We start from the raw sequence: 25,119 nt of genomic DNA on the forward strand, positions 1-25,119 counted from the left end.
CTTCCACGATAGCGTGCATGCCTTCAGTCTGCTGTAGGACAAGGACCTCTCATGCCCCGGCCACACGCCAATCCCTCCGCCGAAACCGTGGCCGCCAAGTACGCTCACGACGTCACGGAGAACAGCCTGCACGCCAGGCTCGAGGCCAGATGGGAAAGGGCGTCGCCCTATCTGGCCAACCGTGGCGCGCCGGCCGAACTGGCAGGTTACCCGGCCGACCCTGAATTCCAGCTACGCGGCCACTTTGACAACCTGATGCTCGACGCGGCGAACCCGTTGTTCGGCCTGGTCATTCGCCTGCGCACCCTGGATGACCTGCCAAACATCGAATACCTGCACCAGACCCTGCAAACGCAGGTCAGCGTCATTCGCGAGGAAATGCAGCAGCACGGCTATGCCGCTGCGCATCTCGAAGTCTACTCCTACGCACTGTGCCTGTACCTGGACGAGGCGGTAATGAGCCGCCCCTGGGGCTGCAATTCGTGCTGGAGCCATGAGCCGCTGTTGAGTGTGTTCCACCACGAAACCCACGGCGGCGAGAAGATCTTCGTGTTGCTGGAGCGGATGCTGCAGTCGCCCGCAGAGTTCCAGGATGTCCTGGAGTTTCTGTATTTCTGCCTTTGCCTGGGCCTGAAAGGCAAGTACGCGCTCGATCCCAAGGGCGATGAGCTGATCAATACGCTGATCTCGCGGATGCACAAGGTACTGCGCGACCTGCGTGGTCCCAGCCCGGAAAGGGTGTGCGACCCCTACACCAACGTTGTCTATCGCCCCTGTCGCCGGCGGCGCTGGACCTGGCCCTGGCCCTGGTGGAGCCCGCTGGTGGTCTCTGTCGTCGCCATGGTGTGCGCCTACTGCTACTACAGCTATCGCCTGGGCCTGATCACCGGCGAGGTCCTGGAGTCGCTCGACAGCATCATCCTGCAGCCTTAGCCAGGGGTAACCTGCATGCCTAGCCAATCCGAGTTGCACTTTACCTTCCAGCCGCTGGCGAGCCGGCTTGAGTTCGAAGTGGTTTCGTTCGAACTCGACGAAGCGCTCAGCGCACCGTTCCAACTGCAGCTGGAGCTGATCAGTTTCGACAGCGACGTCGACTTCGGCGCGTTGCTCGACAAACCGGCGCTGTTCACCCTCTGGCGTGGGCAACGTCCGCTACGTTATGTGCACGGTCTGGTCAGCAGCTTCAGCCAGGGCGACACAGGCTTTTCCCGCACCCGTTACCGTGCGCTGGTCGAACCCGTGCTGGCACGTGCCGGGCTACGCTCGAACTGGCGCATCTTCCAGCAGCAAAGCGTACCGCAGATTCTCGAACTGATGCTCCAGCGCCAGGGCATCAGCCGCTTCGAAATCAAGAGTTTCGGCGCCCATCAGGCGCGTGAGTTCTGTGTCCAGGCCGGTGAAACCGACCTCGATTTCATCGCCCGCCTGGCCGCCGAGGAGGGGTTTGTCTACCGCTTCGAACACACGCCGGAGCACCACCTGCTGGTCATCACCGATCGGCTGTTGGGGCTGGGGACGATCAGCCTCGGCATCATCAAGCCGGATGACGATGACGAAGGGTTTCACGAAACGGATGACATCGGCCGCGACCAAGTGCTGTACCGCGCCAACCGCGGCGGCGATCAGGCACGCCCGTGCCTGTGGGGCCTGCGCTACAGCGAGCAGGTACGCACCGCGAAGCAGGTGCAGCGGGATTACACCTTCACCAACCCGCAGTACCGTCAGGAGCATCGCGCGAGTGACAGCAGCATCACCCATCAGTCGCTGAGCTATGAGCGTTTCGACTACCCAGGCCGCTACAAGCGCGATGCGGTCGGTGCCCCTTTCACCGCCACCCGCCTCACGGCCCTGCGCCATGACGCCCGCCTTGCCGAGGTGGAGGGTGACGATGTGCGCCTGCAGCCGGGGTTGAGCTTCACCCTCGTCGAACACCCTCGCGAGGACCTGAATGTGCATTGGCGCACGATCAGCGTGCACCACGAGGGCATTCAGGTCACCAGCCTGCAGGAGGAGGCTGCTGGCAGTGAGCAGGGCACGCGCTACCAGCAGGCAGCGGTGCTGGTGCCGGGAAGAAGTGAATGGCGCCCGGCACCGTTGGCCAAACCGCGTATCGACGGCCCGCATATGGCCACCGTCGTCGGCCCGCCTGGTGAGGAGATCTATTGCGACGAATGGGGGCGGGTCAAGGTGAGCTTCCCCTGGGACCGGGAGAGCAAGGACAACGAATTCAGTTCCTGCTGGGTGCGCGTGTCGCAGGGCTGGGCGGGCGGTAGCTGGGGCTCGATGGCGATCCCGCGCATCGGCCAGGACGTGATCATCCAGTACGTCAACGCCGACCCCGACCAGCCGCTGATCATTGGGCGTACCTACTGTGGCGATCAGTTGCCACCCTATGACCTGCCGCGGCACAAGACGCGCATGACCATCAAGAGCCAGACCCACAAGGGGAACGGTTTCAACGAGCTGCGTTTCGAGGACGAGCTGGGCAAGGAGGAAGTGTTCATCCATGCCCAGCGGGACCAGAACAATGTGGTCGGCAATGATGAGACCACGCATGTCGGGCGCAACCGTGTCGAGCAAGTTGGGCATGACGAGCAACTGGCCATCGGCAATGACTGCTGCCAGGCAATCGGCCGCGATCATACGCGGTTTATCGGGCAAACCTGCAGCAAGGACGTCAAGCAGGACCTGCTCGAGAAGGTCGGCAACAACCGAAGCGAGTCAACGGGAGGCAATCAGCAGGTCTCTGTCGGCAAGGACAGCGAACTTGTCGTCAAAGGTATGCACAAGGTCACCGTCGGGCAGGGCATGGAGTACCACACGACGGTCTATCAGCTGCGGGCCAGTGAACGTATCGAGTTCAGAACCGCGGGTGGCAGCATCATCCTGGATGAGCATGGCATCAGCCTCAATGGGCGGGCGCTCGACCTGCAGGGGCAAACCACGGCGGTAGCCAACGGCACCGGCGACGCCCAGTCACTGTTGCTGACGCCGAACGCCAGCGACAAATGCGAGGGCCAGCTCTGATGGGCACCGAAGGCCTGGCCAGCCTCATTGAAATACAGCACGAGCCCCATCTGCATTGCCATGTGCTGATCGACCCGCTTGCAATCGCTGGCAATGGGGACCATGCCTTGCTTGCGCAGCTGCGCAGCGCTTTGGGCGAACATGCACTGACCTACGTGCCCCGGGCGGACCTGGCCCATGCGCACCACTTGCATCCCGTACTGGTTTGCCTGGCCATGCCTGGAACCACGCCCAGTCGTTCATTGCTGGAACAGACAGCGCGGGCTGCGCAGAAGGGTTTGTATCAGCGCCGGCGCTACCTGTGCGGTTGGCTCTTCAGTGAGGCGCCATCGGCGACCCTCGCTTCGCATCTCGCGGCGTTGTGCCGGGTGCCCGATGCCCAAGGGGCATTCAGTTTCTATCCGGTCTACGAACCGGTTCGCCTGGAGTTGCTCGCAGCGACCTACCGGCAGGTTGAGCAAGGTCCGTGGTGGCCGATCGGTAAATGGTTGTTCCTCAGCAGTGGAGGACGGCTGGTCAACCTGAAAGGGCAGGATAAGCAGCGTCATCCCCTGCCAGCGCCTGCCCAGCGGATCCAGGACGATGTGGTGTTGGTGGAGCGCGTTCTGGGCATCTGGAGAGCGTTGCAGGCGCAGGCGAGCGACGCCTACCCATGTCCGATCCCGCCGTTTGCCGCCGTGCGTGCCTCGAACCACATCGATGATGCGCGGGCGCTGGGGTTGAGCAAAGCGGAGGACATCGTGGTTTTTGCCCTCCATCAGCTGTGTATTCATCCCCGGTTGCACCACGTTGCTGCGGTTCGCGAACTGATCAACTCGGTCGTTCGGCAACAACGCCCCCTTGCGCCTGCACTGGCGTGTTACTCCGAGGAGCAGTGGCGCCGCCTGACCGAATCCCTGCCGACATCCGAGAGTCACCCATGAGCATCAGTCAACGCATCGCCATCGCCGCGGCCGAAGCCGGCCTGCCGCACGACCAGTGCATGTCTTGTGAACGGCAGGGCCTGCCGATCCTGCCGCTGCGCCGCGCGCTGGTGCCAGACACCCGCCCCGAGTGTGTCGTCACCGTGGCGGATAACCTGCATGTTTCGACCAAGATCGGCTTGCGCACCTTGCGCATGGGCTACCTGTACGTGCTGCTTGACCAGCAGGTCTGGCAGGCCTACGCCGTCAGTGCACAGGGCCATTTGCGCCGCTTCAACCCGTACGAGCCACCGGATGGCCCGCCAGCACCCCTGCCGGAAAAGTGTGTGCATGAAGACCACGACATACCCTCGGCCTTTCTCAACATCGATACCGATCGATACAGCAGCGCCTGGTTGGCCTTTTCCAGCGACGCCTGGCCGGTCAGTGTGCTGAACGCCTACAAGCGGGGCCAGGCACCGGCGCAACGCTTCGAAGGGCTGGACCTGAGCCAGGCGCGCAACCATCCCGAACTGCTGGGCATCGCCATGACGCCCGACAAGCCTGGGGTCGACCAGCAGGTATTCGAGTACGCACAGCAGGCGTGTTCACCGTTCGACAGCGCGCACGGTTTCCATAGCCGCTGGCTGCGCCGGTTCGCCTTGCGTGGCTACCTGATCAATGCGATGAACCGCCACCAGCTGGAAAACGGCGTGTTGGCGGTGGTGCTCGACGACACCGTCGGGCTGATCCAGGAGTACAACCACCAACGCCTGAACTGGGTACTGAAGCGCCAGGCCTGGCGCGAAGAGCCGATGCGGGCCTATCAGCTGCAGACCTCGCAGATCCTGCAGATCATTCGTGCCACCAACAGGGAACGGGCCGCACAGGAAGTGCCGTCGCTGGAACCGATGACCGGTGATGCCCCGCCGGTGTTCACCGACCCGACAGTCACGCGACAACAGTTGGTCGAGCGGAAGCAGCAGGAGAGTGACGAGCGGCTTGAACAACGCTACCACGAACCGCAGCGCGCGGCGTTCCAGGCGGCTTACGACCAGCAGGAAGGCGAGTTTCAGCGTTACATCGACCAGGACGCGCAGGCGTACGTTGCCTTGTTCGATACGCCCATGTTCCAGGTGGTCGAGGCGTACGACTACGACGGTAACGACCGTGAGTCCGGCGTGGCGTATGCCAAGACCCTGGCGCTGTGCCTAGGCGGAGGCGTTACCGAAGCCATGGTGCCGGCCACCGAGCCGCGTATTCCCGCCGCCGGAACCAGCGAGGCACTCTGGCTGAAATGGCTGCAGGACGCTGACAGCCCACCCTACCGCGCCTTGCTGATGCGCGACCGGGCGTTGCTGGCCGGGCTGCTGCCGAGCTTCGCCGCGGGTGACGGCATCAACTGGAATGACAGCGACAAACTCTACGCGATGTTGAGCAAGATCATTGCCAGCGACGACGCCGGCTTGCGCCTGCGCACGACCCTCAAGCAGGCCATCGCCGAAACGCAAAGCGCGCTCAACGCGGCCAGTCAGCGGCTGGCGCCCTGCCTGTCGCCTGGCATCCAGAAAGCCGTGCAGCATCTGAACAGCGCCACGCAGTATCTCTACAACGGCGTGCAGCTGATCGAGCTGGAAGTGAAGATGAAGCTGGGCGAGTACTACGCCCTGCAGAGCCAGCACCTACGGGAAATGCAGCACAAGGCCAATGCCTCCATCGCCGCGGCGCGGGACCGGATGCAGCGCAACATTGACGATTTCGAGTTTGGCTCGATGAAGTCGATGCGCAAGGTGCGGCCGATCATCCAGCACGGGCTGATGAGCCTGGCCGTGCTCGACCCGCGCTTCACCCACACGATGATCAGCGTGACGGTTTGGGTCGAGGGCACCGCCGAAGAGGTGCATGGGCGGTTGTTCAAGGAAGCCAGCATGGGCGTGAACCAGGCGAGCAGCGCGGCGCAGCTTGCCCTGGTGGATATCTCGGTGGCGGCGGGGACGTTGGAAAGCGATGCGCGCAGGTTGTTGCACGGGATGAAGATCACCTCGCAGCAGGCGGCGCGATTGGTAAGGACTGGGTTTTCCGGGTTGCGCGGGGTGGCTGGCAGCTGGGAACTCCTGCTGGCGATAGGTGGGTTGTATCTGCAGCAGGACAGCCTGGGTAGGAATCAGGAAAAGGCGGAAGAGGAAGTTGGGCCGAAGGCGCATGAGGCCAAGTTGGCGTTGCAAGGATCTCAGTTGGGCGTGTTGGGAGGGCAAATTGAGCTGGTGGGGCTCATTTTGAGGGCAAGTACCCAGCATATTGGCAAACCGTGGGCTAAAAGTGCGTCAGGTACTGGAGTGTCGCTGATAAAATTCGGTGCCATCATAAGTGCGATAGCTGGGGTCTTTGACACGGCACAAGCATTTTCCGCGGCTAAACGTGCACGAGCAACTGGGGATAAACTATCAGAGGCATATTATTCATTTGCAGGCCTTGCGTACTCTTCCTCAACCGGCATGTTTGTCTATGCAGTATTTAAGCCCGCACTGTTAGGCCCTTTAGGTCTGGCTATAACACTGGCACTTATTGCTTACGCCCTGGCCAAGTCAGCTGACGAAAGCGAATCTACTGCGTTTGAACGGTGGGCGCGACGTTGCTGTTTTGGGAAGGCTGACGAAAAGCCTGCTGTACATTGGGCTTCTCCTGAATATGCAGACATTGCATTTGCAGAGCTTAATGCGGCTACGCTCGGCATGCGTGCGGGGATCCACTTTGAATCCAAACGCTCGAACGATCCAGCGGGTTCTAAGATAGGCGGCCTAGTCAATGTCGAGTTAGAACGCAAACTTAAATTCCAAATCGTATTACCTAAATATAATGACGAGCACTCGGCTTTTCGTTGGGTTGTAATAGTGCATCGTCAAGGTGACGGGACCTTCCCCGATTTCATTGGTGGTGAGACACTGTTGGTAGAAGAGCATCAAGCTGTCTCGATTGAGGCGCTCGCGCCATCCTCGAAATTTTCCGACTTTTCCAAGCCACGTCAGCCTGACTATAAAAGTGAATTTTCGTTGAATAGAAATCGACAGACGTCAGGCTCAGGTGACCTCGCAACGACTTGGCTGGAAACCACTGGGACGTTAGAGCTGACGACGTCTATTGGGTCGCATACAATTAGAGCCGCAACATTGCTGGTGAGTTATTGGCCAGATAGAAGGATGCCAGATGCGTATGTTGAGGTCTGCATCAAGGAAGTCAATGAATGAAAAATAAGTCCGGGATTCTTTCGGAGCGGGCTTTGTGTTGGAGTTATGATCTGCCTGACGTTGGTTCGGATGCAGTTCCACGCTTAAGCTTTGAGGATATAGATCCGTCGCCAAACTATTGTGACGATGTATTCCTAGAACTTCCCCGAGCCACTGTCAGTTTGCGTGGCATCGCAGTACTGACAGGTGGGCCGATCCTGGCTTTTTCTATAGTTGCATTTATCTACATGCACTGGAGGTTTGTAGATGTCTACTGGTCGGATAATTGGGTCGTTGACATCCTCGTATCGCTAGCGCTTCTGGTTGGCATGTGGGCTACTGCGACATATGTAAAGATGGACCTGCTGCTCCCACGGGACGAACCCATCCGCTTCAACCGTTTGCGACGCAAAATCTATCTCTATCAATTCAGATTCCACTACATCTATTTGTTCAGCCGCAAACACTGGGGCGTCAAACCGGTCGCCTACAACTGGGACGACGTAACCGCCGAAGTCTACCGAGTCTACGCCCCCGGCCACGGTGGCCTGATCGAAAACGTCATGCTGTCGGTCCGCAACCCAGACACCAACGAAGTCATCGACCGCGTGTTCTTCACCCATGACCTCCGCCACGGCGAAGCCTACTGGGCCATCGCCCGGCTGTTCATGCAGCAAGGCCCTGAAGCGCTGCCGAAGTTCGTCCATCCACCCCGTGACTGGAACGATGACGATGGCCTGAGCCACATGCATTGCCTTGCACCAAAGGTTCTTTGGCCGCAAGACATTGACCGTGAATCCCGTACTGCCCCGTGTGAAGGTGAGGCCCGATGAAACCCGTGATACTCGTAGGCCATCGGCATGTCTGCCCGCTGCATGGCAGCAACCAGGTGGAAAGCGGCAGTTCCGCATACACCTTCAATGGCAGGCCGGTTGCCAGAGTGGGGGACCGCACCACGTGTGGCGCTGTAATAATCAGCGGTGCCGCGAACTTTCTGATTGAAGGTGCAGCCGTGGCGCGCAAGGGGGATCGAACCGACCACGGTGGCGTGCTGGAAGAGGGCGATGCGGGCTGGATGCTGGATTGACGCTGACGGCTTGCCCGGGGACTTGTGGCAACCCAACCACCGTGCCGCCTGTTTCGCGGGCGAGCCCGCTCCTACACCGACCGTGTTGGCTTGCTGATTTGTTTGCCAGCCTGCGCTGCCACTTCCAGCGCCTGGCCGTCGCGTTGCTTGCCCTGGCGTGCCAGGCCTTCGAGCTGGGGTATCAGCATGCCCTCCGGCAAGTGTCGCCAGAACCTTCCCGGCATGTGCAGACGTAACGCATCGGGATTGAGGCGGGCAGGGTTGAAGGTATGGCGGTAATAGGTGCGCCATAGCTCGGCACCCGGGTCATCGGCGTTGCGCGCCCAGTGGCGCCAGGCTTCGGGGCACTGCCGGTGGTATTCGAACGCCTGGCCGTCGAAGCGTATGCCATCGCGCGGGGTGGCGATCAACCAACGCAGGCGCCCCAGGCGGTCGGCGAAGTGCGGGCTGGCGCTTTCAAGGATGTCATGGGCCGGCTCGTGGTAAGCCACAAGGTCCAGCTGCAGGTGGGTCGCCAAGGCCTCCGGCAATGGCACGAAGCGGACAAAGGCGTGCAGGTGGTGCGCCTCGCGGCTGACCTGCTTGATCCGCCGGTGCAGTTCGCTGCCTAGCCGATCCCCTGCCAGCATCGCGGTGCGGTCGCCGTGGGCCACACGCCAGAGCACCTCGTACAGCAGGTTCCAGCGTTGCTCGCCACGGTAGCGGGCGGCCTGTTCCAGCAGGGTCAGCAGCGGCGCCGGTACCTTGGCCCGGAAAGGACCGGGGCCTTCCGGGAGCGGAGTGGGTACGGCCAGCAAGTCAGCCATCGGCCCCTGCGACCAAGTGACCTCCGCAGGGTCGATACCATGCCCCAAAAGTACGCGCGCCTGCTCACGCCAGGTTGCGAACAGGTCATCGCAGTCCAGCGCGATCATCCCCACAACCCCATCTGTACCGGTGCCTGTGGCTCCCGTAGACGGGCTCGCAACAGGCCGCTGCGCAGTTCGGCCTGGGCCGGGCGGTAGTCGCTGGTGACAATGAACGGCCGCGCCTTGTCCAGTACACAACGCAGCTGGATCAGGTCGTCATAGCGAATGCGCCGCTCGCGTCGCAACGCGACCAGGCGCTGTACGCTACGCAGGCCGATACCCGGGATGCGCGCCAGCAGTGCCGGTTCTGCGCGGTTCACATCCAGCGGGAAGACCTCACGATTGGCCAGTGCCCAGGCCAGCTTGGGGTCGATGTCCAATGCCAGGTTATCGCCCTGGCCGAGCAGTTCCCCGGCCTGGTAGCCATAACCACGCAACAGGAAGTCGGCCTGGTACAGCCGGTGTTCGCGCAGCAGCGGCGGTGCCGCCAACGGCACGCTGCCCGGGCTGTCGGGGATCGGGCTGAAGGCGGAGTAGTACACGCGCTTGAGGCCGTAGCCCTGGTACAGCGACTCGGCATTGCGCAGCAGGGTGCTGTCGTCGGTATTGTCGGCACCAACGATCACTTGGGTACTCTGCCCGGCGGGAGTGAAGCGCGGAGCCTTGGGTTCGTTGGCCACGGCTTGCTGGCCCTGGTGGATGACGCCCATGGCCTGGCGAATGGTGTGCGCCTGCTTTTCCGGCGCCAGGCGCTTCAGGCTGGCGTCGGTGGGCAGTTCGATGTTGACACTGAGGCGGTCGGCCAGGCGACCGGCTTGTTCGATCAACAGCGGGTCGGCATCGGGGATGGTCTTGAGGTGGATGTAGCCGCGGAAGTGGTGTTCCTCGCGCAACAGCCGTGCCACGCGGATCAACTGCTCCATGGTGTAGTCGGCCGAGCGGATGATGCCGGAACTGAGAAACAGGCCGCTGATGCAATTGCGCCGGTAGAAATCCAGGGTCAGGCGCACCACTTCCTCGGGGGTGAAACGGGCCCGGGGCACGTTGCTGGAGCGGCGGTTCACGCAGTATTGGCAGTCGTACAGGCAGAAATTGGTCAGCAGCACCTTGAGCAGCGACACGCAGCGGCCGTCGGGGGTGTAGCTGTGGCAGATGCCCATGCCGTTGGTCGCCCCCAGGCCATCACCACCCCGCGAATTGCGCTTGGGCGCGCCGCTACTGGCGCAGGAGGCGTCGTATTTGGCAGCGTCGGCGAGGATGCCGAGTTTGGCAATGAGTTGCATGGGACCACACCCTATACTGAATATTCATACAGTATTTTGAGAAGGCGCAGATTGCAAGTGCATTTAAAGTTCAGGCAAATCATCGCGTCCTGTGGCACTCGTCCGAACGGCCACCTGAAGCGGGCGCAGAAGGCGTGGGCGCTCAATGCTCCTGCAAGCGTCGCTGCGCCCTAGGGTAGCGGCGGGCTGTGCAACGCTGGCTGGCTATCGGCAGGGCTCGCCCAGCTGAAGTGATAGACATGGCCGGGTGCTGCCGATTGGCATTGGCCAGTGTCGGCATCAGCGCCAACCACATACCACTCGGCGCGCGAGGTTTCGCCGAGCCTGCGCGCCTTGTCGGCGCTGAAGCAGCGGCCCAGCGCCGTGGCCGGCACCAAGGCGTAGGTTGTGGGGTGATGGCGTAGCCAGTAGGCGGCCGCATCTGCCCTGGATTGGCCGCTGAAGCCAAAATGCACGATAGGTTGGCGGGCGAACAGCCAATGCCCTTCGCGCCAGTCGACCAGCACCAGTTCGGCTCCGCGGGTAACGCGCGCAGCTTCGCTCATCAAGCTGTCATGGGGGTTGCGGCCTTCCTGCACTGGCTCGACCCAGCCGCGCGCGAACCAGAGCGCGAACCAGGCCAGCGCTATGGCGGTGAACCCCTTGCGCCAGGCTGGCCGGCGCCGTAGCCAGCGCTTGAGCAGCCAGGGCAGCAATGGCGCGATGGCCAGCACCAGGCCCGGCAGCGCCGGGAAGATATACAGCTTGCGCTTGCCGCTGCTGAGGCTGAAGAACAACAGCACCAGCGCTACCCAGCCGAGCAGCAACAGAAAGCGCCCGTCGCGCTTGTGCAGTTGCCGATACCAGGCCGGTACCAGCCAGGGCAAGGCCAGCACCAGCGGCAGCCAGTACTTGGGGATGACCTTGACGAAGAAGTACCAGAACGGCTCACGGTGGTCCCAGGCATTGGCATAGCGGCTGGCGGTCTGGCGCAGCAGGATTTCCTTCAGGTAGGCCAGTTCTGCCGCGCCGCCTCCCTGGGCAATCGACACCAGCAGCGGCAACAGCCACACCGCGCAACCGGCCAGCAGGCATAACAAGCCCAGGCTCCAGCGCCGGGCCTGGCCGGGCATCACCACCACGCCGTGCCAATGCTGGCGCACCGCCCAGGCATACGGCAGCAGTACCAGCGCTGGGACAAAGCCCACGCCCTTGCTGATGATACCCAGGCCCATCGCCGCGCAAGCCAGGTAGAACCAGCCCCAGGCCGGCCCCAGCAGCAGGTGGCGCAACAGGCCATAGAGGCCCAGCGCCACCCACAGGCACAGGAAGCTGTCGATCTGGCCGGTGCGCAGGATGCTGTAGCTTTGGTAGGTCGCCAGGAACAGCAGAGCAGCGATCACCCCGACACGCCGGTTCCACAGGCGCCGCCCCAGGTCGTGCAGCACCCAGGTGATGGTCGCTGCCGATAACAGTCCGGGCAGGTACAGGGCGATGCTGGGCGCGCCGGTCAGGTTGGCGAAGAGGGCTACGGTCCACATGAACAGCGGCGGCTTGTCACCATAGATTTCTGCCGCCCGGTGCGGGATGAACCAGTGGCCGCTGTGCAGCATTTCCAGGGCAACGCCGAGGAAGCGCTCCTCATCCACATTCATCGGCTGGCGCCAGCCGATACCTGCACCCACCAGCAGCAGCGCCAGGGCCATCAGGGCCAGGCGTTCGGCCATGAGCGAGTCGAACCTTGGCACGGGCTATTCCTTCTGTTGCGGATGACGGGCGATCAGCTGCAGGTTGCGCAGGTAGACCAGCAAACCGAAGCTCTGGCCAATGATGAACACCGGGTCCTGGCGATAGATGGCGTAGGCCAGCAGCAATGCGCTGCCGAGCATGCTCAGGTACCAGAAGCCCACCGGGATGAGGCTGCGGCGCTTGAACTCGCTGTACAGCCACTGCAGTACGAAGCGCCCGGTGAACACGGCCTGGCCGGCGAAACCGACGATCAGCCACAAGCTTTCACGGGTCATCCTTCGAGCTCCCGCGGGCGCGTGTCCAGGCGGGTACGGCGGATCAGCCACCAGACCCCGAACAAATCGAGAATGCCAACCAGGGCGCGGTCCAGGTTGCCATACTTGGACACCCCGGCCTGACGTGGCCGGTGGTTGACCGGGTGCACCAGCATGCGGCCGTTGTGGCGCAGGATCAGCGCCGGAATGAAGCGGTGCATATGGTCGAAGTAGGGCAGGCGCAGGAAGGCCGCGCGTTCGACCAGTTTCAGCCCGCAGCCAGTGTCAGGCGTCGCGTCGCCGAGCAGACGGCTGCGCAGGCCGTTGGCAAGGCGCGAGGCCCAGCGCTTGCTGGCGCTGTCACGGCGGTTGACCCGGTGCCCGGCCACCAGCTTGAGGTTGCCTGCCAGGTGCGGGTTGGCGCGTACGAGTGCCAGCATGCCGGGGATATCCGCCGGGTCGTTCTGCCCATCGCCGTCAAGGGTGGCCAGCCACTGGCCGCGCGCCGCTTCGGCGGCGTGCCACAGTGAAGTGCTCTGGCCCAGCGAGTGCGCGTGGCGGAGGATGCGCAATTGCGGGTAGCCCTGGTTCTTCACCTGTTGCAGGGCGCTCAGGGTGTGGTCGCTGCTGCCGTCATCGACCACCACTACTTCGTAGTCCAGGGTTGCCAGTGCCGCGCGGATTTCCTGCAGCAGTGCCGGCAGGTTGTCGGCCTCGTTCCTGGCGGGAATCAGTACCGATAACTCAAGTGGGGCTGTCATGGGGCGCCTGTGATCCTGTTGTGGTGGTGCGGTTCAGACCTGGTAGTAATCCCGGTACCAGGCGACGAAGGCATTGACGCCGTGCGCCAGTGAGGTGCCTGGGGTGTAGCCGATCCAGCGCGCCAGGGCGTCGACATCGGCCCAGGTTTGCAGCACGTCGCCGGGTTGCAGCGGCAGGTAGTCACGCTGCGCCTTGGTGCCCAAGGCATCCTCCAGGCATTCGACGAACTGCAGCAGCCGTACCGGCTGGCCGCGGCCGATGTTGAACAACTGGCAGGGCGGTAGCCCCTCGGCCGGCTGTGGCGGCTTCAGGCGCAAGCGCACGATGCTTTCGACGATGTCGTCGATATAGGTAAAGTCGCGCGCCATCAGGCCGTTGTTGTAGACCGCGATCGGCCGGCCTTCGAGGATGGCCCGGGTAAACGTGAACAGGGCCATGTCGGGGCGGCCCCAGGGCCCATAGACGGTGAACAAACGCAGCCCGGACGTCGGCAGCTGGTACAGGTGGGCATAGCTGTGTGCCATCAGCTCGTTGGCGCGTTTGCTGGCGGCGTACAGCGACAGTGGTTGCTCGACCGGGTCGTCGACGCTGAACGGCAGCTTGGCGTTGGCACCGTACACCGAACTGCTGGAGGCATAGATGAAGTGGCGTGGTGGCTGCTGGCGGCAGGCCTCGAGCATATTGAGGAAACCCACCAGGTTGGCCTGGCCATAGGCACCGGGGTTGTCCAGCGAATAACGCACCCCGGCCTGCGCCGCCAGATGGATCACTTCACTGAACGGCTGCGCGGCGAACACCTGTTGCAGCTCTGCCGGGCGGGTAATGTCGAGGGTATGGAAGCGGAAGTTGGCGAAGTCGAACAGCTGCTGCAAGCGTGCCAGTTTCAACTTGACGCTGTAGTAGGCGTTGAGGTTATCGATGCCGACCACCTCGATGCCCGCCTCGCACAGGCGCCGCGCAACGTGGTAGCCGATGAAGCCGGCCACGCCGGTAATCAGTACGGGCATGCGGGTTGCCCCTGGCCACGGCCGATGCCGTAGTAAGTCAGGCCAGCGGCGGCCATGTGCTCCGGCTCGAACAGGTTGCGCCCGTCGAATACCACGCGGTCGGCCAATTGCTGGAGCACCTTGTCCAGGTCGAGCACGCGGTAATCCTGCCATTCGGTAACGATCACCAAGGCATCGGCGCCGCGTAGCGCATCGTCCTTGCAGGGCACCAGGCGCAGGTCGCGGCGCGTGCCATAGTGCCGCTGGATCTCGTCCATGGCCTGTGGATCATGCGCCTGTACCCGCGCACCGGCAGCCCACAATGCTTCCAGCAGCACCCGGCTGGAGGCTTCGCGAATGTCGTTGGTGTTGGGCTTGAACGACAACCCCCACAGGGCGAACACCTTGCCTCGCAGGCCACCTGGGTAATGGCGCTGGATCTTGCTGAACAGCCGGCCCTTTTGCCGCTCGTTGACCGCCTCAACCGCACGCAGCAGCTGCGGCTCGAAGCCTTCGGCCTCGGCGCTGCGGCGCAGGGCCTGCAAATCCTTGGGGAAGCACGAGCCGCCGAAACCGCAGCCGGCATAGATGAAGTCGTAGCCGATGCGCGGGTCCGAACCGATGCCGCGGCGCACCATCTCGATGTCGGCGCCCAGGTGCTCGGCCAGGTTGGCGATTTCGTTGATGAACGAGATCTTGGTTGCCAGCATGCAGTTGGCCGCGTACTTGGTCAGCTCGGCGCTGCGCGCGTCCATCACCATGAGCTTTTCGCGGTTGCGGCTGAACGGCAGGTACAGCTCGCGCAGCAGCTCCACCTCGGCAGGTTCCGCGCCACCGATGATGATGCGCTCCGGGCGCATGCAATCGTCCACGGCCGAGCCCTCCTTGAGGAACTCGGGGTTGCTGATGACCTGGAAGCGGCGAGTGTCGGCCACGGCCTGGGCGATGCGCGCCTTGATGCGCTGCACCGTGCCGACCGGGACGGTGGATTTGTTGACGATCACCTTGGGGTCGTCGGCGTGTTCGAGGATGCTATCGACCACGGCGAACACGTGCCTGAGGTCGGCGCTGCCATCGGCCTGTGGCGGGGTACCGACCGCGATGAACTGCAACCTGGCATAGTTGGCCGCTTCACTGGCGTCGGTGGTGAAGCGCAGCCGACCACAAGCCAGGTTGTTCGCCAGCATTGGCGCCAGGCCGGGCTCGAAAATCGGGCAGTGGCCTTCATTGAGGGTGGCGACCCGCGCGGCGTCGACATCCATGCACAACACCGAATGCCCCACCTGGGCCAGGCACACTGCCTGGGTGAGGCCAACATAACCGGTACCGAAAACCGTGACCTTCATTTGACAGCTCCTTGGCGAGAAAGCTGAAAAAAAATGTCACATTGTTGTTTAGGAATTGTTACCCGTACTGATCGCCGCTTGCTGGGCGACCGCCCAGAGCTGCTGGCGGAACCACCGCCGCAGGGGATCGGCATGGGTGCGCTCGTGCCAGATCTGCATCACCTCGATGACCGGCAGCGCCAACGGCAGCGGGTACATCACCAGGTCGTCATCGCGCGCGCTGGCTTCGACGGCCAGCGAGCGCAGGCAGGTCAGCAGCAAGTCGGTGCCGCGCAGCAAGCGCGCCGGGGCGATGAAACTGGACAAGCCAGCTACCACCCGTCGCTGCTTGCCTTGGCTGCGTAGCGCGCGGTCGACCAGGCCGTCGAGGTCGCCGGTGAGGGTGGTGAGCAGATGGTCGCAGGCGAGGAAGGTGTCGAGGTCCAGGCCCTTGCCCAGGCCTGGATGGCTGCGTGACGCCAATACGACCAGTTGTTCGTCGAGCAGGCGCTGCTGGTGGAAGGTGTCCGGCAGGTCGGTATAGAAGCCGGCAACGGCGAGGTCACAGGTGCCTTTCTCCAGCGCTTCGCGGGGTAGCTGGCCACGGGTGTTGTGGGTAACCAGGGTCAGGTTCGGTGCCTGGCTGCGCAGCAGCGGCAGCAGCCTGGGTAACAGGGTCTGTTCGACATAATCGGTGCTGTACAGGTGCAGCCGGGCAGGGCGGGCGAGAAAGTCCTGGCCTTCGCAACGTTCATAGAAACCTTCCAGGCTCATCACCAGGCGTTCCACCTGGGGGGCCAGTTCATGGGCGCGCGGCGTGGGCGTCAGGCCGCGGGGCGCGCGTACGAACAAGGGGTCGCCGAACTGATGGCGCAGCTTGTTGAGTTTGTGGCTGAGCGCAGGCTGGCTCAGCGCCATGCGCTGGGCGGCGAGGGTGGCATTGCGTTCCTGATACAGCACATGGAACAGGTACAGCAGGTTGAAGTCTTTGCTGGCGATATTCATTTTCTGGATTACAGGCATGCAAGCTTTCGAATTATCGAATCATAGCCTGGCCACTAGCATGAGCGCATCGGGCCGCCCTGTACGATGGCCCATGGGTTGATCGAGGAGATTGCTGCATGATCCAGATGTCCAGGCTTGCCCTTGCCGTGGCTGCCACCCTGCTCGCTGCTGGCACCCAGGCCGCGCCCAAGGGCGAGGTGCTGGTGCTGTTGTCCAGCGAGCACCAGCTGCCGTTGCAGGACGGCAAGCGCTACGCCACCGGTTACTACCTCAACGAGTTCGGCGTGCCAGCCGACCAGTTACTCAAGGCTGGTTACAAGCTGGTCCTGGTAACGCCCAGGGGCAATGCCCCAAGCGTCGACCCGCGTTCGATCGATCCGAGCTATTTTGCCGGCGATGCGGCCGAGATGAAGCGGATCGAAAGGGTCGTCCAAGGCCTGCCGGGCATCGACGATACCCTGTCGGTGAAGGAGGTGCTGGCAGGCGATCTGGGCCGTTATGCCGGGCTGTTCATTCCCGGCGGCCATGCGCCGTTGATCGACCTGGCCAACAACCCGGAGGTGGGCGCCTTGCTGCGGCATTTCCACCAGGCTGGCAAACCTACCGCGGCCATCTGCCACGGCCCCATCGCCTTGCTCTCGGCCCAGCAGGACCCGGCAGGCTATCAGGCCGCGCTGGCACGTGGCGACAAGCCTGCAGCCACTGACTGGTTGTACCAGGGCTACCGGATGACCATCTTCTCCGACCCGGAAGAGCAGGTATTCGAGGGTTCGCTCAAGGGCCAGCGCCTGTTGTTCTACCCGGCGGGTGCCATGGCGATCGCAGGTGGTGACATGAGCTACGCCAAGGCCTGGCAACCCAACGTGGTGGTGGACCGCGAACTGATTACCGGGCAGAACCCGTTCTCGGACAAGATCCTGGCCAAGGCGCTGCTGGAAAAGTTGGCCGAACAGCCACAGCGCCCCGGACAGGGCATCTAAACTTATAGGTGGCCTGCACCGGCTAACGCTCGCCAGGCCAACACCACCCAATCGACCACCGCCTTCCTGGAGCGGACGTCCCTCGCTGGCGATGGCCTTCTTGCAGAGGAGGGCAGGTCATGGACGAGGCAAGGCTTCACGATTTCATGGGCAAGCTGGTGGGCGACATGGGCGCGGCGGCGACCCTGGCCAATGTGATACTCGGCGACGAACTGGGGTTGTACCGGGCCATGGCCGATAGCCAGCCGACCACCCCTGAGGCACTGGCGGCAAAGACCGGCTGCCACCCGCGGCTGGTACGCGAATGGCTCAACGCCCAGGCCGCGTCGGGCTACATGGTGCATGACCAGGGCCGCTTCGTATTGCCCGAAGAACAGGCCATGGCCCTGGCGCTGGAAGATTCCCCGGCCTACATGGCCGGTGGCGCGGCGGTAGTGGCGGCACTGTTCCATGACAAGGACAAACTGGTTGCGGCAATGCGCGGCGACGGTGGGCTGGCCTGGGGTGACCATCACCCCTGCATGTTCAGCGGCACCGAGCGGTTCTTCCGGCCGGGTTACCGCACTTTCCTGGTGTCGGAGTGGCTACCGGCGCTCGAGGGCGTGGTTGCCAAGTTGCAGGCGGGTGCCAAGGTAGCTGACGTCGGTTGCGGGCATGGTGCTTCGACGCTGGTCATGGCCGAGGCATTTCCGGCCTCCACTTTCATTGGCTACGACTACCACGGGCCTTCCATCACCACGGCCAACGAACGCGCACGGGAAGCGGGGTTGGTGGGGCGGGTGACATTCCAGCAGGCCAGCGCCAAGGACTATCCGGGGCATGACTATGACCTGGTGTGCTTCTTCGATTGCCTGCACGACATGGGGGACCCGGTGGGCGCGGCGAAACATGCCTACCGCGCGTTGAAGGCGGACGGCACGGTGATGCTGGTGGAACCCTATGCCGAAGATTCGCTGGAGGGCAACCTGACGCCGGTCGGGCGCTTGTTCTATGCCGCCTCGACGTTCATCTGCACACCGAACTCGTTATCCCAGGAGGTGGGCTTGGGGCTGGGCGCCCAAGCTGGGGAGGCGCGCTTGCGTGCGGTGTTCGAGGAGGCTGGGTTCAGCCGGTTCCGGCGGGCGACGCAGACACCCTTCAACCTGATTCTCGAGGCCCGGAAATAGGGAGGCTACTCGCTGGCAAGTCAGCATCGTCATTTGTCGGAGCGGATTTATCTGCGAAGCAGGCGGCGCGTGGATGGCACCGGCTGTGCCGGTGATCGCGGCTGAAGCCGCTCCTACAGGCGCCGAGATACCTGCGCGAGCCTGGCTTGCCGACGATGAGGCCGGGACAGGCAAAAAGAAGGGGCGCCTGAATGGCGCCCCCCTTTTTGTGTCGCTTAGGCTTCAGCGTCCCAAGGACGATCGCCTTTTTCATCCTTGATGCGGGTCGGCAAGCCCATCACATCCAGCGCCTTGAGGAACGGCTCGGCTGGCAGCTCCTCGACGTTGACCATGCGCTTGGCATCCCACTCGCCACGGGCAACCAGCAGGGCGGCAGCCACCGGCGGAACACCGGCGGTGTAGGAAATGCCCTGGCTGTCGGTCTCGGCGTAGGCTTCTTCGTGGTCGGCCACGTTGTAGATGAACACTTCGCGCGGCTGGCCGTTCTTGGTGCCCTTGACCAGGTCGCCGATGCAGGTCTTGCCGGTGTAGCCCGGGGCCAGCGAGGCAGGATCCGGCAGCACCGCCTTGACCACCTTCAGCGGTACCACTTCCAGGCCTTCGGCGGTCTTTACCGGTTGCTCGGAGAGCAGGCCCAGGTTCTTCAGCACGGTGAACACGTTGATATAGTGTTCGCCGAAGCTCATCCAGAAACGCACGTTCGGCACGTTGAGGTTCTTCGAAAGCGAATGAACTTCATCATGGCCGGTCAGGTACAGGTTCTGCGAACCGACCACGGGCAGGTCGTCGGTACGCTTGACCTCGAACATGGTGTTGCTGGTCCACTGGCTGTTCTGCCAGCTCCAGACTTGCCCGGTGAATTCACGGAAGTTGATTTCCGGGTCGAAGTTGGTGGCAAAGTACTTGCCATGCGAACCGGCATTGACGTCGAGAATGTCGATCGAATCAATGCTGTCGAAATACTGTTGCTGCGCCAGCTTGGCGTAGCTGTTAACCACACCCGGGTCGAAACCGACGCCGAGAATGGCGGTGATGTTCTTGGCCTGGCACTCCTCGAGGTGTTTCCACTCGTAGTTGCCGTACCACGGCGGGGTCTCGCAGATCTTGCCCGGCTCTTCGTGGATGGCGGTGTCCAGGTAGGCGACACCGGTATCGATGCAGGCACGCAGCACCGACATGTTGAGGAAGGCGGAACCGACGTTGATCACGATCTGCGATTCGGTCTCGCGGATCAGTGCCTTGGTCGCCTCGACATCGAGGGCATTGAGCGAGAAGGCCTGGATGTCGGCGGGTACCTTGAGGCTACCCTTGGCCTTGACGCTGTCGATGATGGCCTGGCATTTGGAGATGTTCCGTGACGCGATAGCGATACGACCCAGTTCGTCGTTATGCTGCGCGCACTTGTGGGCCACCACCTTGGCGACACCTCCTGCACCAATGATAAGAACGTTCTTCTTCAATTTATCCCTTGCTCCTTACTGAAAGCCGGTCTTACGACAGGCTGGAAACGTAGTCTTCGAAACCGAACTCGCGCACCACTTCGACGCTGCCGTCGAGTTGCTTGACCACGATGGATGGCATTTTCAGACCGTTGAACCAGTTTTTCTTGACCATGGTGTAACCCGCCGCGTCGACGAACGACAGGCGATCGCCGATGGCCAGCGGGCGGTCGAATTGGTATTCGCCGAAGATATCGCCGGCCAGGCACGACTTGCCGCAGACCATGTAGGTATGTGCACCGTCGTTCGGGGCCATCTTGGCGTTGAGGCGATAGATCAGCAGGTCGAGCATGTGCGCTTCGATCGAGCTGTCGACCACGGCCAGGTGCTTGCCGTTGTACAGCGTGTCGAGCACGGTCACTTCCAGCGAGGCGCTGTTGGTGATGGCCGCTTCGCCCGGCTCCAGGTACACCTGCACGGCGTATTTTTCCGAGAAGGCCTTCAGGCGCGCGCAGAAGGCGTCCAGGGCATAGTCTTCACCGGTGAAGTGGATGCCGCCACCGAGGCTGACCCATTCGACCTGGTGCAGCAGGTGGCCGAAGCGCTCTTCGATGTGGCTGAGCATCTTGTCGAACAGACCGAAATCGCCGTTTTCGCAGTTGTTGTGGAACATGAAGCCGGAGATCTGCGAAATCACCTGTTCGACCTTGGCCGGGTCCCATTCGCCCAGGCGGCTGAACGGGCGGGCCGGGTCGGCCAGCAGGTAGTCGGAGCTGCTGACCTGCGGGTTGACACGCAGGCCGCGAACCTTGCCTTCGGACTGTTCGGCAAAGCGCTGCAGCTGGCCGATCGAGTTGAAGATGATCTTGTCGCAGTTCTCGAGCATTTCCTCGACCTCGTCGTCGGCCCAGGCCACGCTGTAGGCGTGGGTCTCGCCGGCGAACTTCTGGCGGCCGAGCTTGAGCTCGTACAGCGAGGAGGAGGTGGTGCCGTCCATGTACTGTTGCATCAGGTCGAAGACCGACCAGGTGGCAAAGCACTTGAGGGCGAGCAGGGCCTTGGCACCGGAGTGTTCGCGCACGTAGGCGATCTTCTCCATGTTGCCCAGCAGCTTGGTTTTATCGATGAGGTAATACGGCGTCTTGATCATTTAAAGGCCCCCGGCCAGGCCGGCCAAAAAAAGGACACGCATTGTGCCTTCACTTGCCGCAGACCGAAAGGGTGGGATATGCATTTCGTCAGGGTTGCTGACGTTGCAGTGGCTTTTGCGGTTGTGGCGGGCATCAGTAGAACATGCTCATGTGACCATCCTGATCATTATCCGTTACCTTGCTGGTTGCCCTGAGCCATTGGTCAGGGCAAGGCAATCATCTGTCCCGCGCTGATCTCCAATATTGGGCATTCTTTGGCTCAGGGAGACATGGCATGACCAAGCATCACGACAACGGCCACGGCTTTGCCGATGACCCACAACGGGTCCATGACGCGGGGCGCAAGGGTGGGTCTGGCAAGGACCTGAAACAGGACCGTGCGGAAAAGGCGCGTGTGGGCGGGCAACACAGCCATGGCGGTTCGCGTCGGCGCGGCGAAGGTTGACTTCGCCACACCCGCGCTTCATTCGGCCGCGGCCAGCCAGGCGTGGATCTGCGCCAGGGTAGCGGTGGCCCCGCCACACACGACCACCAGCACGTTACCGTAGCCGGCCAGCGTGACCGCGTCATAGGCCAATGCCAGCGCGGCACCGCAGGCCGGCTCTACCAGTACACGATGATCCAGCAGGAACCGCTCGCAGGCTTCGAGTGCGGCACGGTCACTGACCACATGGCTATGCACCGGGTGCTGGCGCGCGCAGGCCAGTGCCTGGTCGGCGACGCGCTTGGCCCCCAGGGACGTGGCTACCGAATCGATACGCTCCAGCTCGACCGGGTGCCCTGCCTGCAAGGCCGCATGCAGCGACGCCGCGCCCGTGGTTTCTACTGCCAGCACCGGCACATCGCCCCAGCCGTTACGTTGCAGCCCCTCGACCACCCCGCAAAGCAGGCCACCACCGCCCACCGACAGCACCACGGCATCCGGCTTCAGGCCGGCCTCGGCAAGTTCGTCCACCAGGCTGGCATGGCCAGCCCACAGCAGTGGGTCGTCGAACGGGTGGATGAAAGCATCGCCCTGGCCGACCAGCGTTTGCGCCAGGCTGTTGGCCTCCTGCCAGGAGCTACCGTGTACCACCACCTTGGCGCTTTCCAGGCGTAGCAGCTCCTTGGCCCGTTCGGTGGTGGTCTCCGGCACCACCACGGTTACCGGCACGCCCAGCTTGCGCCCGGCATAGGCGACCGCCAGGCCCGCATTGCCTCCCGACGAGGACACGAAATGCCGCGCGCCACGGGCATGCTGCACTTCGCAGGCATGGCCGACACCGCGCAACTTGAACGAACCGCAGGGCTGCAGGGCGTCGAGCTTGAGCCAGATGTTGCTCCCGGCTGCCAGCGACAGCGGGCGGGATTCGATCAAGGGGGTAGGGATATGCAAGGTCATCGGCTGGCTCCGCGCAGTTGCTCGAGGTAGTTGTAAATGGTGTAGCGGGTCACCCCCAAGGCATTGGCGGCTTTTTCCACCCCGCCTTTGACGATGAACAGGCCGCGTTCCTGCATCACCCGCACGGCTTCGACCTTGGCCTGCTTGTTCATCCGCCCCTGGCCGCTGCGTTGCAGCGAGGCCTGGATGATTTCGCTCATCAGCAGCTCCATGTCGGCGGGCTCGCAGGCGGCGGGGGCCGCACCTAACGGCTGGAACTGCTGGAGGAAGCCCATGGCAGCCTCCAGGCCAGTGACATCGGTGTTGACGCAGAGGCTGGCGAAGGGCTGGCCGGTACTGTCACGGAAGATCGCCGTGGCGCTGCGCAAGGTGCGGCCCTTGAGGTGGGTGGGGTAGTCCGGCACGACCACCGGCGCGCAGCCTTGCTGGCCGGCCGAGGCTTGCATCAGCGCCTTGAAGCCCTGGTCCTGTTCCGGGGCGGCGAGGATCGGGCTGCCGACGCTGCGGCCGGAAAGGTGGCCGTTGACGATCGCCACCACGGAGTGTTCCGGGTGATCGAGGTCGTGCAGGAGAATTTCCAGGTTGCGCGGGGCAACGCTGCCCATGGCCTGGATGGCGGCCTTGAGGACGGTGAGGGTGAGCTGGCGTTCTGCTTCGGGCGTCAAGGACATGGCAAATCGCAAAATCAACGTTTTGTGTATTTTTACACATAGGGTTGAATTTTGCGATTTGCTTTTTCAGGCCCGTTGCCGGCTGAACCCGTGAATGAGCCGCCAAGCGGGCCGTTGTGGCTTAACCCAACGGCGGCGTGCGCGGCGGGATCAGCCGACGCGAGCCGGTCGCCTCGAAGGCGGCACCGAAGCTCAGCAGCGCGTTGTCGCTGTAAGCCCGACCAGCGAAGGTCAGCCCGACCGGCATGCCGATATCGGCCATCACGCCCATCGGCACGGTCACGGTGGGCACGCCCAGGTGGCGGATCGCCAGGTTGCCATTGGCCACCCAGATACCGTTGCTCCAGGCGATGTCGGCCGATACCGGATTGACGTCGGCATCGGCCGGGCCCACATCGGCCACGGTGGGGAACAGCACTGCGTCCAGGCCCAGGTTGTCCATCCAGTCTTCCAGGTCGATCTTGCGGGTCTGCTCCAGGCCGCGCAGGCCATCGGGCAGGGTCTCGATCTGGTCCCAGGTCTTCAGGCCGCGCTTGGCCATGTTGACGTATTCGTCCATGCCAGCCGCCAGGTCATCCTCACGGTTGGGCAGGGTGCCCGGGTCGTGGGGGAAGATCAGCGCGCCATCGACATCGGCCAGGCGGTTGAGCTTGGGGTCGTCATTGGCGCGCAGGAAGTCGTCAAATGCCCAGCCGGACAGTTCCCACAGTTCGTCATGCAGGAACGCCTTGCTGACGATGCCGCGGTTGTACACGGTCGGTGCGCCCGGGCGGTCGCCTTCGCAGTTGGACACCAACGGGAAGTCCACTTCCAGTACTTCGGCGCCGGCTGCTTCGAGCGCCTGGCGTGCCTGTTGCCACAGGTCGATCACGCTGGCGCGGGTGTTGATGCGCTGGCCGGTCGGGCCGCCAATGCCAGGTTTTTCGGACGTGCCAGCCTCGGGGTCGGCATTGATGTACATGCGCGGCACGCCAAAGCGCTTGCCCTTGAGCGCGCTGGCATTTACGGCCAGGTCGAGGTAGCTGGCAGGGCGCACCTGGGACGCTGCCGGGATCGGCACCCAGGGTTGCAGGCGCCACAGGTCGCCGCGCGTGTCGGCGTCGTCGGCGACCACCACGTCGAGGATTTCCAGCAGGTCGGCCATGGTGCGGGCGTACGGCACCACCACGTCCATGGTCGGCGTCAGCGGCCAGTTACCACGCACCGAGATCACCCCGCGCGACGGGGTGTAGGCGCACAAGCCGTTATTGGACGCCGGGCCACGACCGCTGGACCAGGTCTCCTCGGCCAGGCCGAAGGCGCTGAAGCTGGCTGCCGTGGCAGTGCCGGCACCATTGGACGAGCCCGAGGCGAACGGTGCGGTCAGGTAATTGGCGTTGTAAGGGCTTTCGGCGCGGCCGTACACCCCGCGCTGCATGCCGCCGTTGGCCATTGGCGGCATGTTGGTCTTGCCCAGGCAGATGGCGCCGGCGGCACGCAGGCGCTCGATGGTGAAGGCGTCACGCTGCGCCACCAGGTCCTTGAACGCCGGGCTGCCGGAAGCAGCGGTCAGGCCTTTGACCAGGTAGCTGTCCTTGGCGGTGTAGGGGATGCCGTCCAGCGGGCTCAGCAGCTGGCCTTTGCTGCGGCGGGCGTCGGAGGCCTCGGCCTCGGCCAGCGCCTGCGGGTTGCGCACTACCACGGCGTTCAGGGCGGTGGCGGTGTCGGCACCGTCATAGGCGTCGATACGCGCCAGGTAGGCCTTGACCAGCTCGACCGCCGTCGTGCGGCCCGACTCGAGTGCGTCGCGCAGCTCGGCAATGGAAACCTCGGTTACCTCGATCATGCTTTCACCAAAAAATGTGCAGGTGGGGGCTAATGCGAGGAGTGTACAAGAAGGGCCTGGCGGGCGCAGGTTTGC

Annotated in this window: 22 protein-coding genes; 9 read left to right on the top strand and 13 right to left on the bottom strand. The window is 63.2% G+C overall.

Annotation, left to right across the window (positions count from 1 at the left end):
- Positions 1-51: 51 nt before the first annotated feature.
- From icmH to HG549_RS12070, 6 genes are read left to right on the top strand one after another with little or no spacing between them, the layout of a single operon-like run.
- Positions 52-933, top strand: a complete 882-nt coding sequence (gene icmH / locus HG549_RS12045; RefSeq protein ID WP_170029708.1) for a type IVB secretion system protein IcmH/DotU — start codon at positions 52-54, stop codon at positions 931-933.
- A 15-nt stretch (positions 934-948) separates the two neighbouring features.
- On the top strand, positions 949-3,027 hold the full coding sequence (locus HG549_RS12050; protein WP_170029709.1) for a type VI secretion system Vgr family protein: 2,079 nt from the start codon (positions 949-951) through the stop codon (positions 3,025-3,027).
- A complete protein-coding gene (locus HG549_RS12055; RefSeq protein ID WP_170029710.1) occupies positions 3,027-3,950 on the top strand; it encodes a hypothetical protein in 924 nt (307 codons plus the stop codon). Before HG549_RS12050 ends, HG549_RS12055 begins: the two co-directional genes overlap by 1 nt.
- Positions 3,947-7,174, top strand: a complete 3,228-nt coding sequence (locus HG549_RS12060) for a T6SS effector BTH_I2691 family protein (protein ID WP_170029711.1) — start codon at positions 3,947-3,949, stop codon at positions 7,172-7,174. Before HG549_RS12055 ends, HG549_RS12060 begins: the two co-directional genes overlap by 4 nt.
- Positions 7,171-7,986 carry a DUF6708 domain-containing protein gene (locus HG549_RS25955; RefSeq protein ID WP_256666115.1) on the top strand — a complete coding sequence of 272 codons (816 nt, stop codon included), beginning with the start codon at positions 7,171-7,173 and terminating at the stop codon, positions 7,984-7,986. The genes HG549_RS12060 and HG549_RS25955 overlap by 4 nt, the downstream gene beginning before the upstream one ends.
- Complete coding sequence (locus HG549_RS12070; RefSeq protein ID WP_170029712.1) at positions 7,983-8,240, top strand: PAAR domain-containing protein; 258 nt, start codon at positions 7,983-7,985, stop codon at positions 8,238-8,240. Before HG549_RS25955 ends, HG549_RS12070 begins: the two co-directional genes overlap by 4 nt.
- A gap of 71 nt (positions 8,241-8,311) precedes the next feature.
- Here the strand turns inward: HG549_RS12070 and HG549_RS12075 are convergent, their stop codons facing one another.
- From HG549_RS12075 to HG549_RS12110, 8 genes are all read right to left on the bottom strand, one after another.
- Entirely contained in the window at positions 8,312-9,160 is an 849-nt protein-coding gene (locus tag HG549_RS12075) for a TIGR03915 family putative DNA repair protein (protein ID WP_170029713.1), read from the bottom strand.
- Entirely contained in the window at positions 9,151-10,371 is a 1,221-nt protein-coding gene (locus tag HG549_RS12080) for a putative DNA modification/repair radical SAM protein (protein WP_170029714.1), read from the bottom strand. The genes HG549_RS12075 and HG549_RS12080 overlap by 10 nt, the downstream gene beginning before the upstream one ends.
- A 170-nt stretch (positions 10,372-10,541) precedes the next feature.
- Positions 10,542-12,077: an ArnT family glycosyltransferase gene (locus HG549_RS12085; protein WP_372241575.1), complete on the bottom strand. Its 1,536-nt coding sequence runs from the start codon at positions 12,075-12,077 to the stop codon at positions 10,542-10,544.
- Between the two features lie 24 nt (positions 12,078-12,101).
- Positions 12,102-12,374 carry a lipid-A-disaccharide synthase N-terminal domain-containing protein gene (locus HG549_RS12090; protein ID WP_170029716.1) on the bottom strand — a complete coding sequence of 91 codons (273 nt, stop codon included), beginning with the start codon at positions 12,372-12,374 and terminating at the stop codon, positions 12,102-12,104.
- Entirely contained in the window at positions 12,371-13,114 is a 744-nt protein-coding gene (locus tag HG549_RS12095) for a glycosyltransferase family 2 protein (RefSeq protein ID WP_170029717.1), read from the bottom strand. Before HG549_RS12095 ends, HG549_RS12090 begins: the two co-directional genes overlap by 4 nt.
- 33 nt (positions 13,115-13,147) lie before the next feature.
- Positions 13,148-14,122, bottom strand: coding sequence for an NAD-dependent epimerase/dehydratase family protein (locus tag HG549_RS12100; protein WP_170029718.1), 975 nt, complete (start codon positions 14,120-14,122; stop codon positions 13,148-13,150).
- Complete coding sequence (locus HG549_RS12105; protein ID WP_170029719.1) at positions 14,110-15,447, bottom strand: UDP-glucose/GDP-mannose dehydrogenase family protein; 1,338 nt, start codon at positions 15,445-15,447, stop codon at positions 14,110-14,112. The genes HG549_RS12100 and HG549_RS12105 overlap by 13 nt, the downstream gene beginning before the upstream one ends.
- A 48-nt stretch (positions 15,448-15,495) precedes the next feature.
- Positions 15,496-16,431 (bottom strand): LysR family transcriptional regulator, encoded by a 936-nt coding sequence (locus tag HG549_RS12110; RefSeq protein ID WP_170029720.1) that lies wholly within the window; start codon positions 16,429-16,431, stop codon positions 15,496-15,498.
- A gap of 116 nt (positions 16,432-16,547) precedes the next feature.
- On the opposite strand from HG549_RS12110, the gene HG549_RS12115 reads away from it, so the two are divergent.
- Both HG549_RS12115 and HG549_RS12120 read left to right on the top strand, forming a co-directional pair.
- Complete coding sequence (locus HG549_RS12115) at positions 16,548-17,411, top strand: type 1 glutamine amidotransferase domain-containing protein (protein WP_170029721.1); 864 nt, start codon at positions 16,548-16,550, stop codon at positions 17,409-17,411.
- Positions 17,412-17,530: 119 nt separating this feature from the next.
- Positions 17,531-18,577, top strand: a complete 1,047-nt coding sequence (locus tag HG549_RS12120; RefSeq protein ID WP_170029722.1) for a class I SAM-dependent methyltransferase — start codon at positions 17,531-17,533, stop codon at positions 18,575-18,577.
- Positions 18,578-18,792: 215 nt separating this feature from the next.
- Here the strand turns inward: HG549_RS12120 and HG549_RS12125 are convergent, their stop codons facing one another.
- Together HG549_RS12125 and nspC are read right to left on the bottom strand one after the other, a co-directional pair.
- Entirely contained in the window at positions 18,793-20,037 is a 1,245-nt protein-coding gene (locus tag HG549_RS12125; protein ID WP_170029723.1) for a saccharopine dehydrogenase family protein, read from the bottom strand.
- 31 nt (positions 20,038-20,068) lie between these two features.
- Positions 20,069-21,166 (bottom strand): carboxynorspermidine decarboxylase, encoded by a 1,098-nt coding sequence (gene nspC, locus HG549_RS12130; RefSeq protein ID WP_170029724.1) that lies wholly within the window; start codon positions 21,164-21,166, stop codon positions 20,069-20,071.
- A gap of 275 nt (positions 21,167-21,441) precedes the next feature.
- Here nspC and HG549_RS12135 point away from each other — a divergent pair, with 275 nt between their 5' ends.
- Positions 21,442-21,612 carry a KGG domain-containing protein gene (locus HG549_RS12135; RefSeq protein WP_170029725.1) on the top strand — a complete coding sequence of 57 codons (171 nt, stop codon included), beginning with the start codon at positions 21,442-21,444 and terminating at the stop codon, positions 21,610-21,612.
- Between the two features lie 18 nt (positions 21,613-21,630).
- On the opposite strand, the gene HG549_RS12140 is transcribed toward HG549_RS12135, so the two are convergent.
- From HG549_RS12140 to HG549_RS12150, 3 genes are all read right to left on the bottom strand, one after another.
- Positions 21,631-22,548: a pyridoxal-phosphate dependent enzyme gene (locus HG549_RS12140; protein WP_170029726.1), complete on the bottom strand. Its 918-nt coding sequence runs from the start codon at positions 22,546-22,548 to the stop codon at positions 21,631-21,633.
- Positions 22,545-23,219, bottom strand: a complete 675-nt coding sequence (locus HG549_RS12145; protein ID WP_170029727.1) for a transcriptional regulator — start codon at positions 23,217-23,219, stop codon at positions 22,545-22,547. The genes HG549_RS12140 and HG549_RS12145 overlap by 4 nt, the downstream gene beginning before the upstream one ends.
- A 121-nt stretch (positions 23,220-23,340) precedes the next feature.
- Positions 23,341-25,044, bottom strand: a complete 1,704-nt coding sequence (locus HG549_RS12150) for an amidase (protein ID WP_170029728.1) — start codon at positions 25,042-25,044, stop codon at positions 23,341-23,343.
- Between the last annotated feature and the right edge of the window lie 75 nt (positions 25,045-25,119).

Source organism: Pseudomonas sp. SK (assembly GCF_012975065.1).
Classification (GTDB): Bacteria; Pseudomonadota; Gammaproteobacteria; order Pseudomonadales; family Pseudomonadaceae; genus Aquipseudomonas; species Aquipseudomonas anuradhapurensis.

Excerpts from the sequence above, each read along its gene's own strand:
- nspC (WP_170029724.1), bottom strand. The coding sequence starts at position 21,166 with ATGATCAAGACGCCGTATTACCTCATCGATAAAACCAAGCTGCTGGGC.
- HG549_RS12050 (WP_170029709.1), top strand. The coding sequence starts at position 949 with ATGCCTAGCCAATCCGAGTTGCACTTTACCTTCCAGCCGCTGGCGAGC.
- HG549_RS12115 (WP_170029721.1), top strand. The coding sequence starts at position 16,548 with ATGATCCAGATGTCCAGGCTTGCCCTTGCCGTGGCTGCCACCCTGCTC.
- HG549_RS12090 (WP_170029716.1), bottom strand. The coding sequence starts at position 12,374 with ATGACCCGTGAAAGCTTGTGGCTGATCGTCGGTTTCGCCGGCCAGGCC.
- HG549_RS25955 (WP_256666115.1), top strand. The coding sequence starts at position 7,171 with ATGAAAAATAAGTCCGGGATTCTTTCGGAGCGGGCTTTGTGTTGGAGT.
- HG549_RS12140 (WP_170029726.1), bottom strand. The coding sequence starts at position 22,548 with ATGACCTTGCATATCCCTACCCCCTTGATCGAATCCCGCCCGCTGTCG.
- HG549_RS12135 (WP_170029725.1), top strand. The coding sequence starts at position 21,442 with ATGACCAAGCATCACGACAACGGCCACGGCTTTGCCGATGACCCACAA.
- HG549_RS12085 (WP_372241575.1), bottom strand. The coding sequence starts at position 12,077 with ATGGCCGAACGCCTGGCCCTGATGGCCCTGGCGCTGCTGCTGGTGGGT.
- HG549_RS12100 (WP_170029718.1), bottom strand. The coding sequence starts at position 14,122 with ATGCCCGTACTGATTACCGGCGTGGCCGGCTTCATCGGCTACCACGTT.
- icmH (WP_170029708.1), top strand. The coding sequence starts at position 52 with ATGCCCCGGCCACACGCCAATCCCTCCGCCGAAACCGTGGCCGCCAAG.
- HG549_RS12070 (WP_170029712.1), top strand. The coding sequence starts at position 7,983 with ATGAAACCCGTGATACTCGTAGGCCATCGGCATGTCTGCCCGCTGCAT.
- HG549_RS12080 (WP_170029714.1), bottom strand. The coding sequence starts at position 10,371 with ATGCAACTCATTGCCAAACTCGGCATCCTCGCCGACGCTGCCAAATAC.
- HG549_RS12145 (WP_170029727.1), bottom strand. The coding sequence starts at position 23,219 with ATGTCCTTGACGCCCGAAGCAGAACGCCAGCTCACCCTCACCGTCCTC.
- HG549_RS12105 (WP_170029719.1), bottom strand. The coding sequence starts at position 15,447 with ATGAAGGTCACGGTTTTCGGTACCGGTTATGTTGGCCTCACCCAGGCA.
- HG549_RS12150 (WP_170029728.1), bottom strand. The coding sequence starts at position 25,044 with ATGATCGAGGTAACCGAGGTTTCCATTGCCGAGCTGCGCGACGCACTC.
- HG549_RS12055 (WP_170029710.1), top strand. The coding sequence starts at position 3,027 with ATGGGCACCGAAGGCCTGGCCAGCCTCATTGAAATACAGCACGAGCCC.
- HG549_RS12095 (WP_170029717.1), bottom strand. The coding sequence starts at position 13,114 with ATGACAGCCCCACTTGAGTTATCGGTACTGATTCCCGCCAGGAACGAG.
- HG549_RS12120 (WP_170029722.1), top strand. The coding sequence starts at position 17,531 with ATGGACGAGGCAAGGCTTCACGATTTCATGGGCAAGCTGGTGGGCGAC.
- HG549_RS12060 (WP_170029711.1), top strand. The coding sequence starts at position 3,947 with ATGAGCATCAGTCAACGCATCGCCATCGCCGCGGCCGAAGCCGGCCTG.
- HG549_RS12110 (WP_170029720.1), bottom strand. The coding sequence starts at position 16,431 with ATGAATATCGCCAGCAAAGACTTCAACCTGCTGTACCTGTTCCATGTG.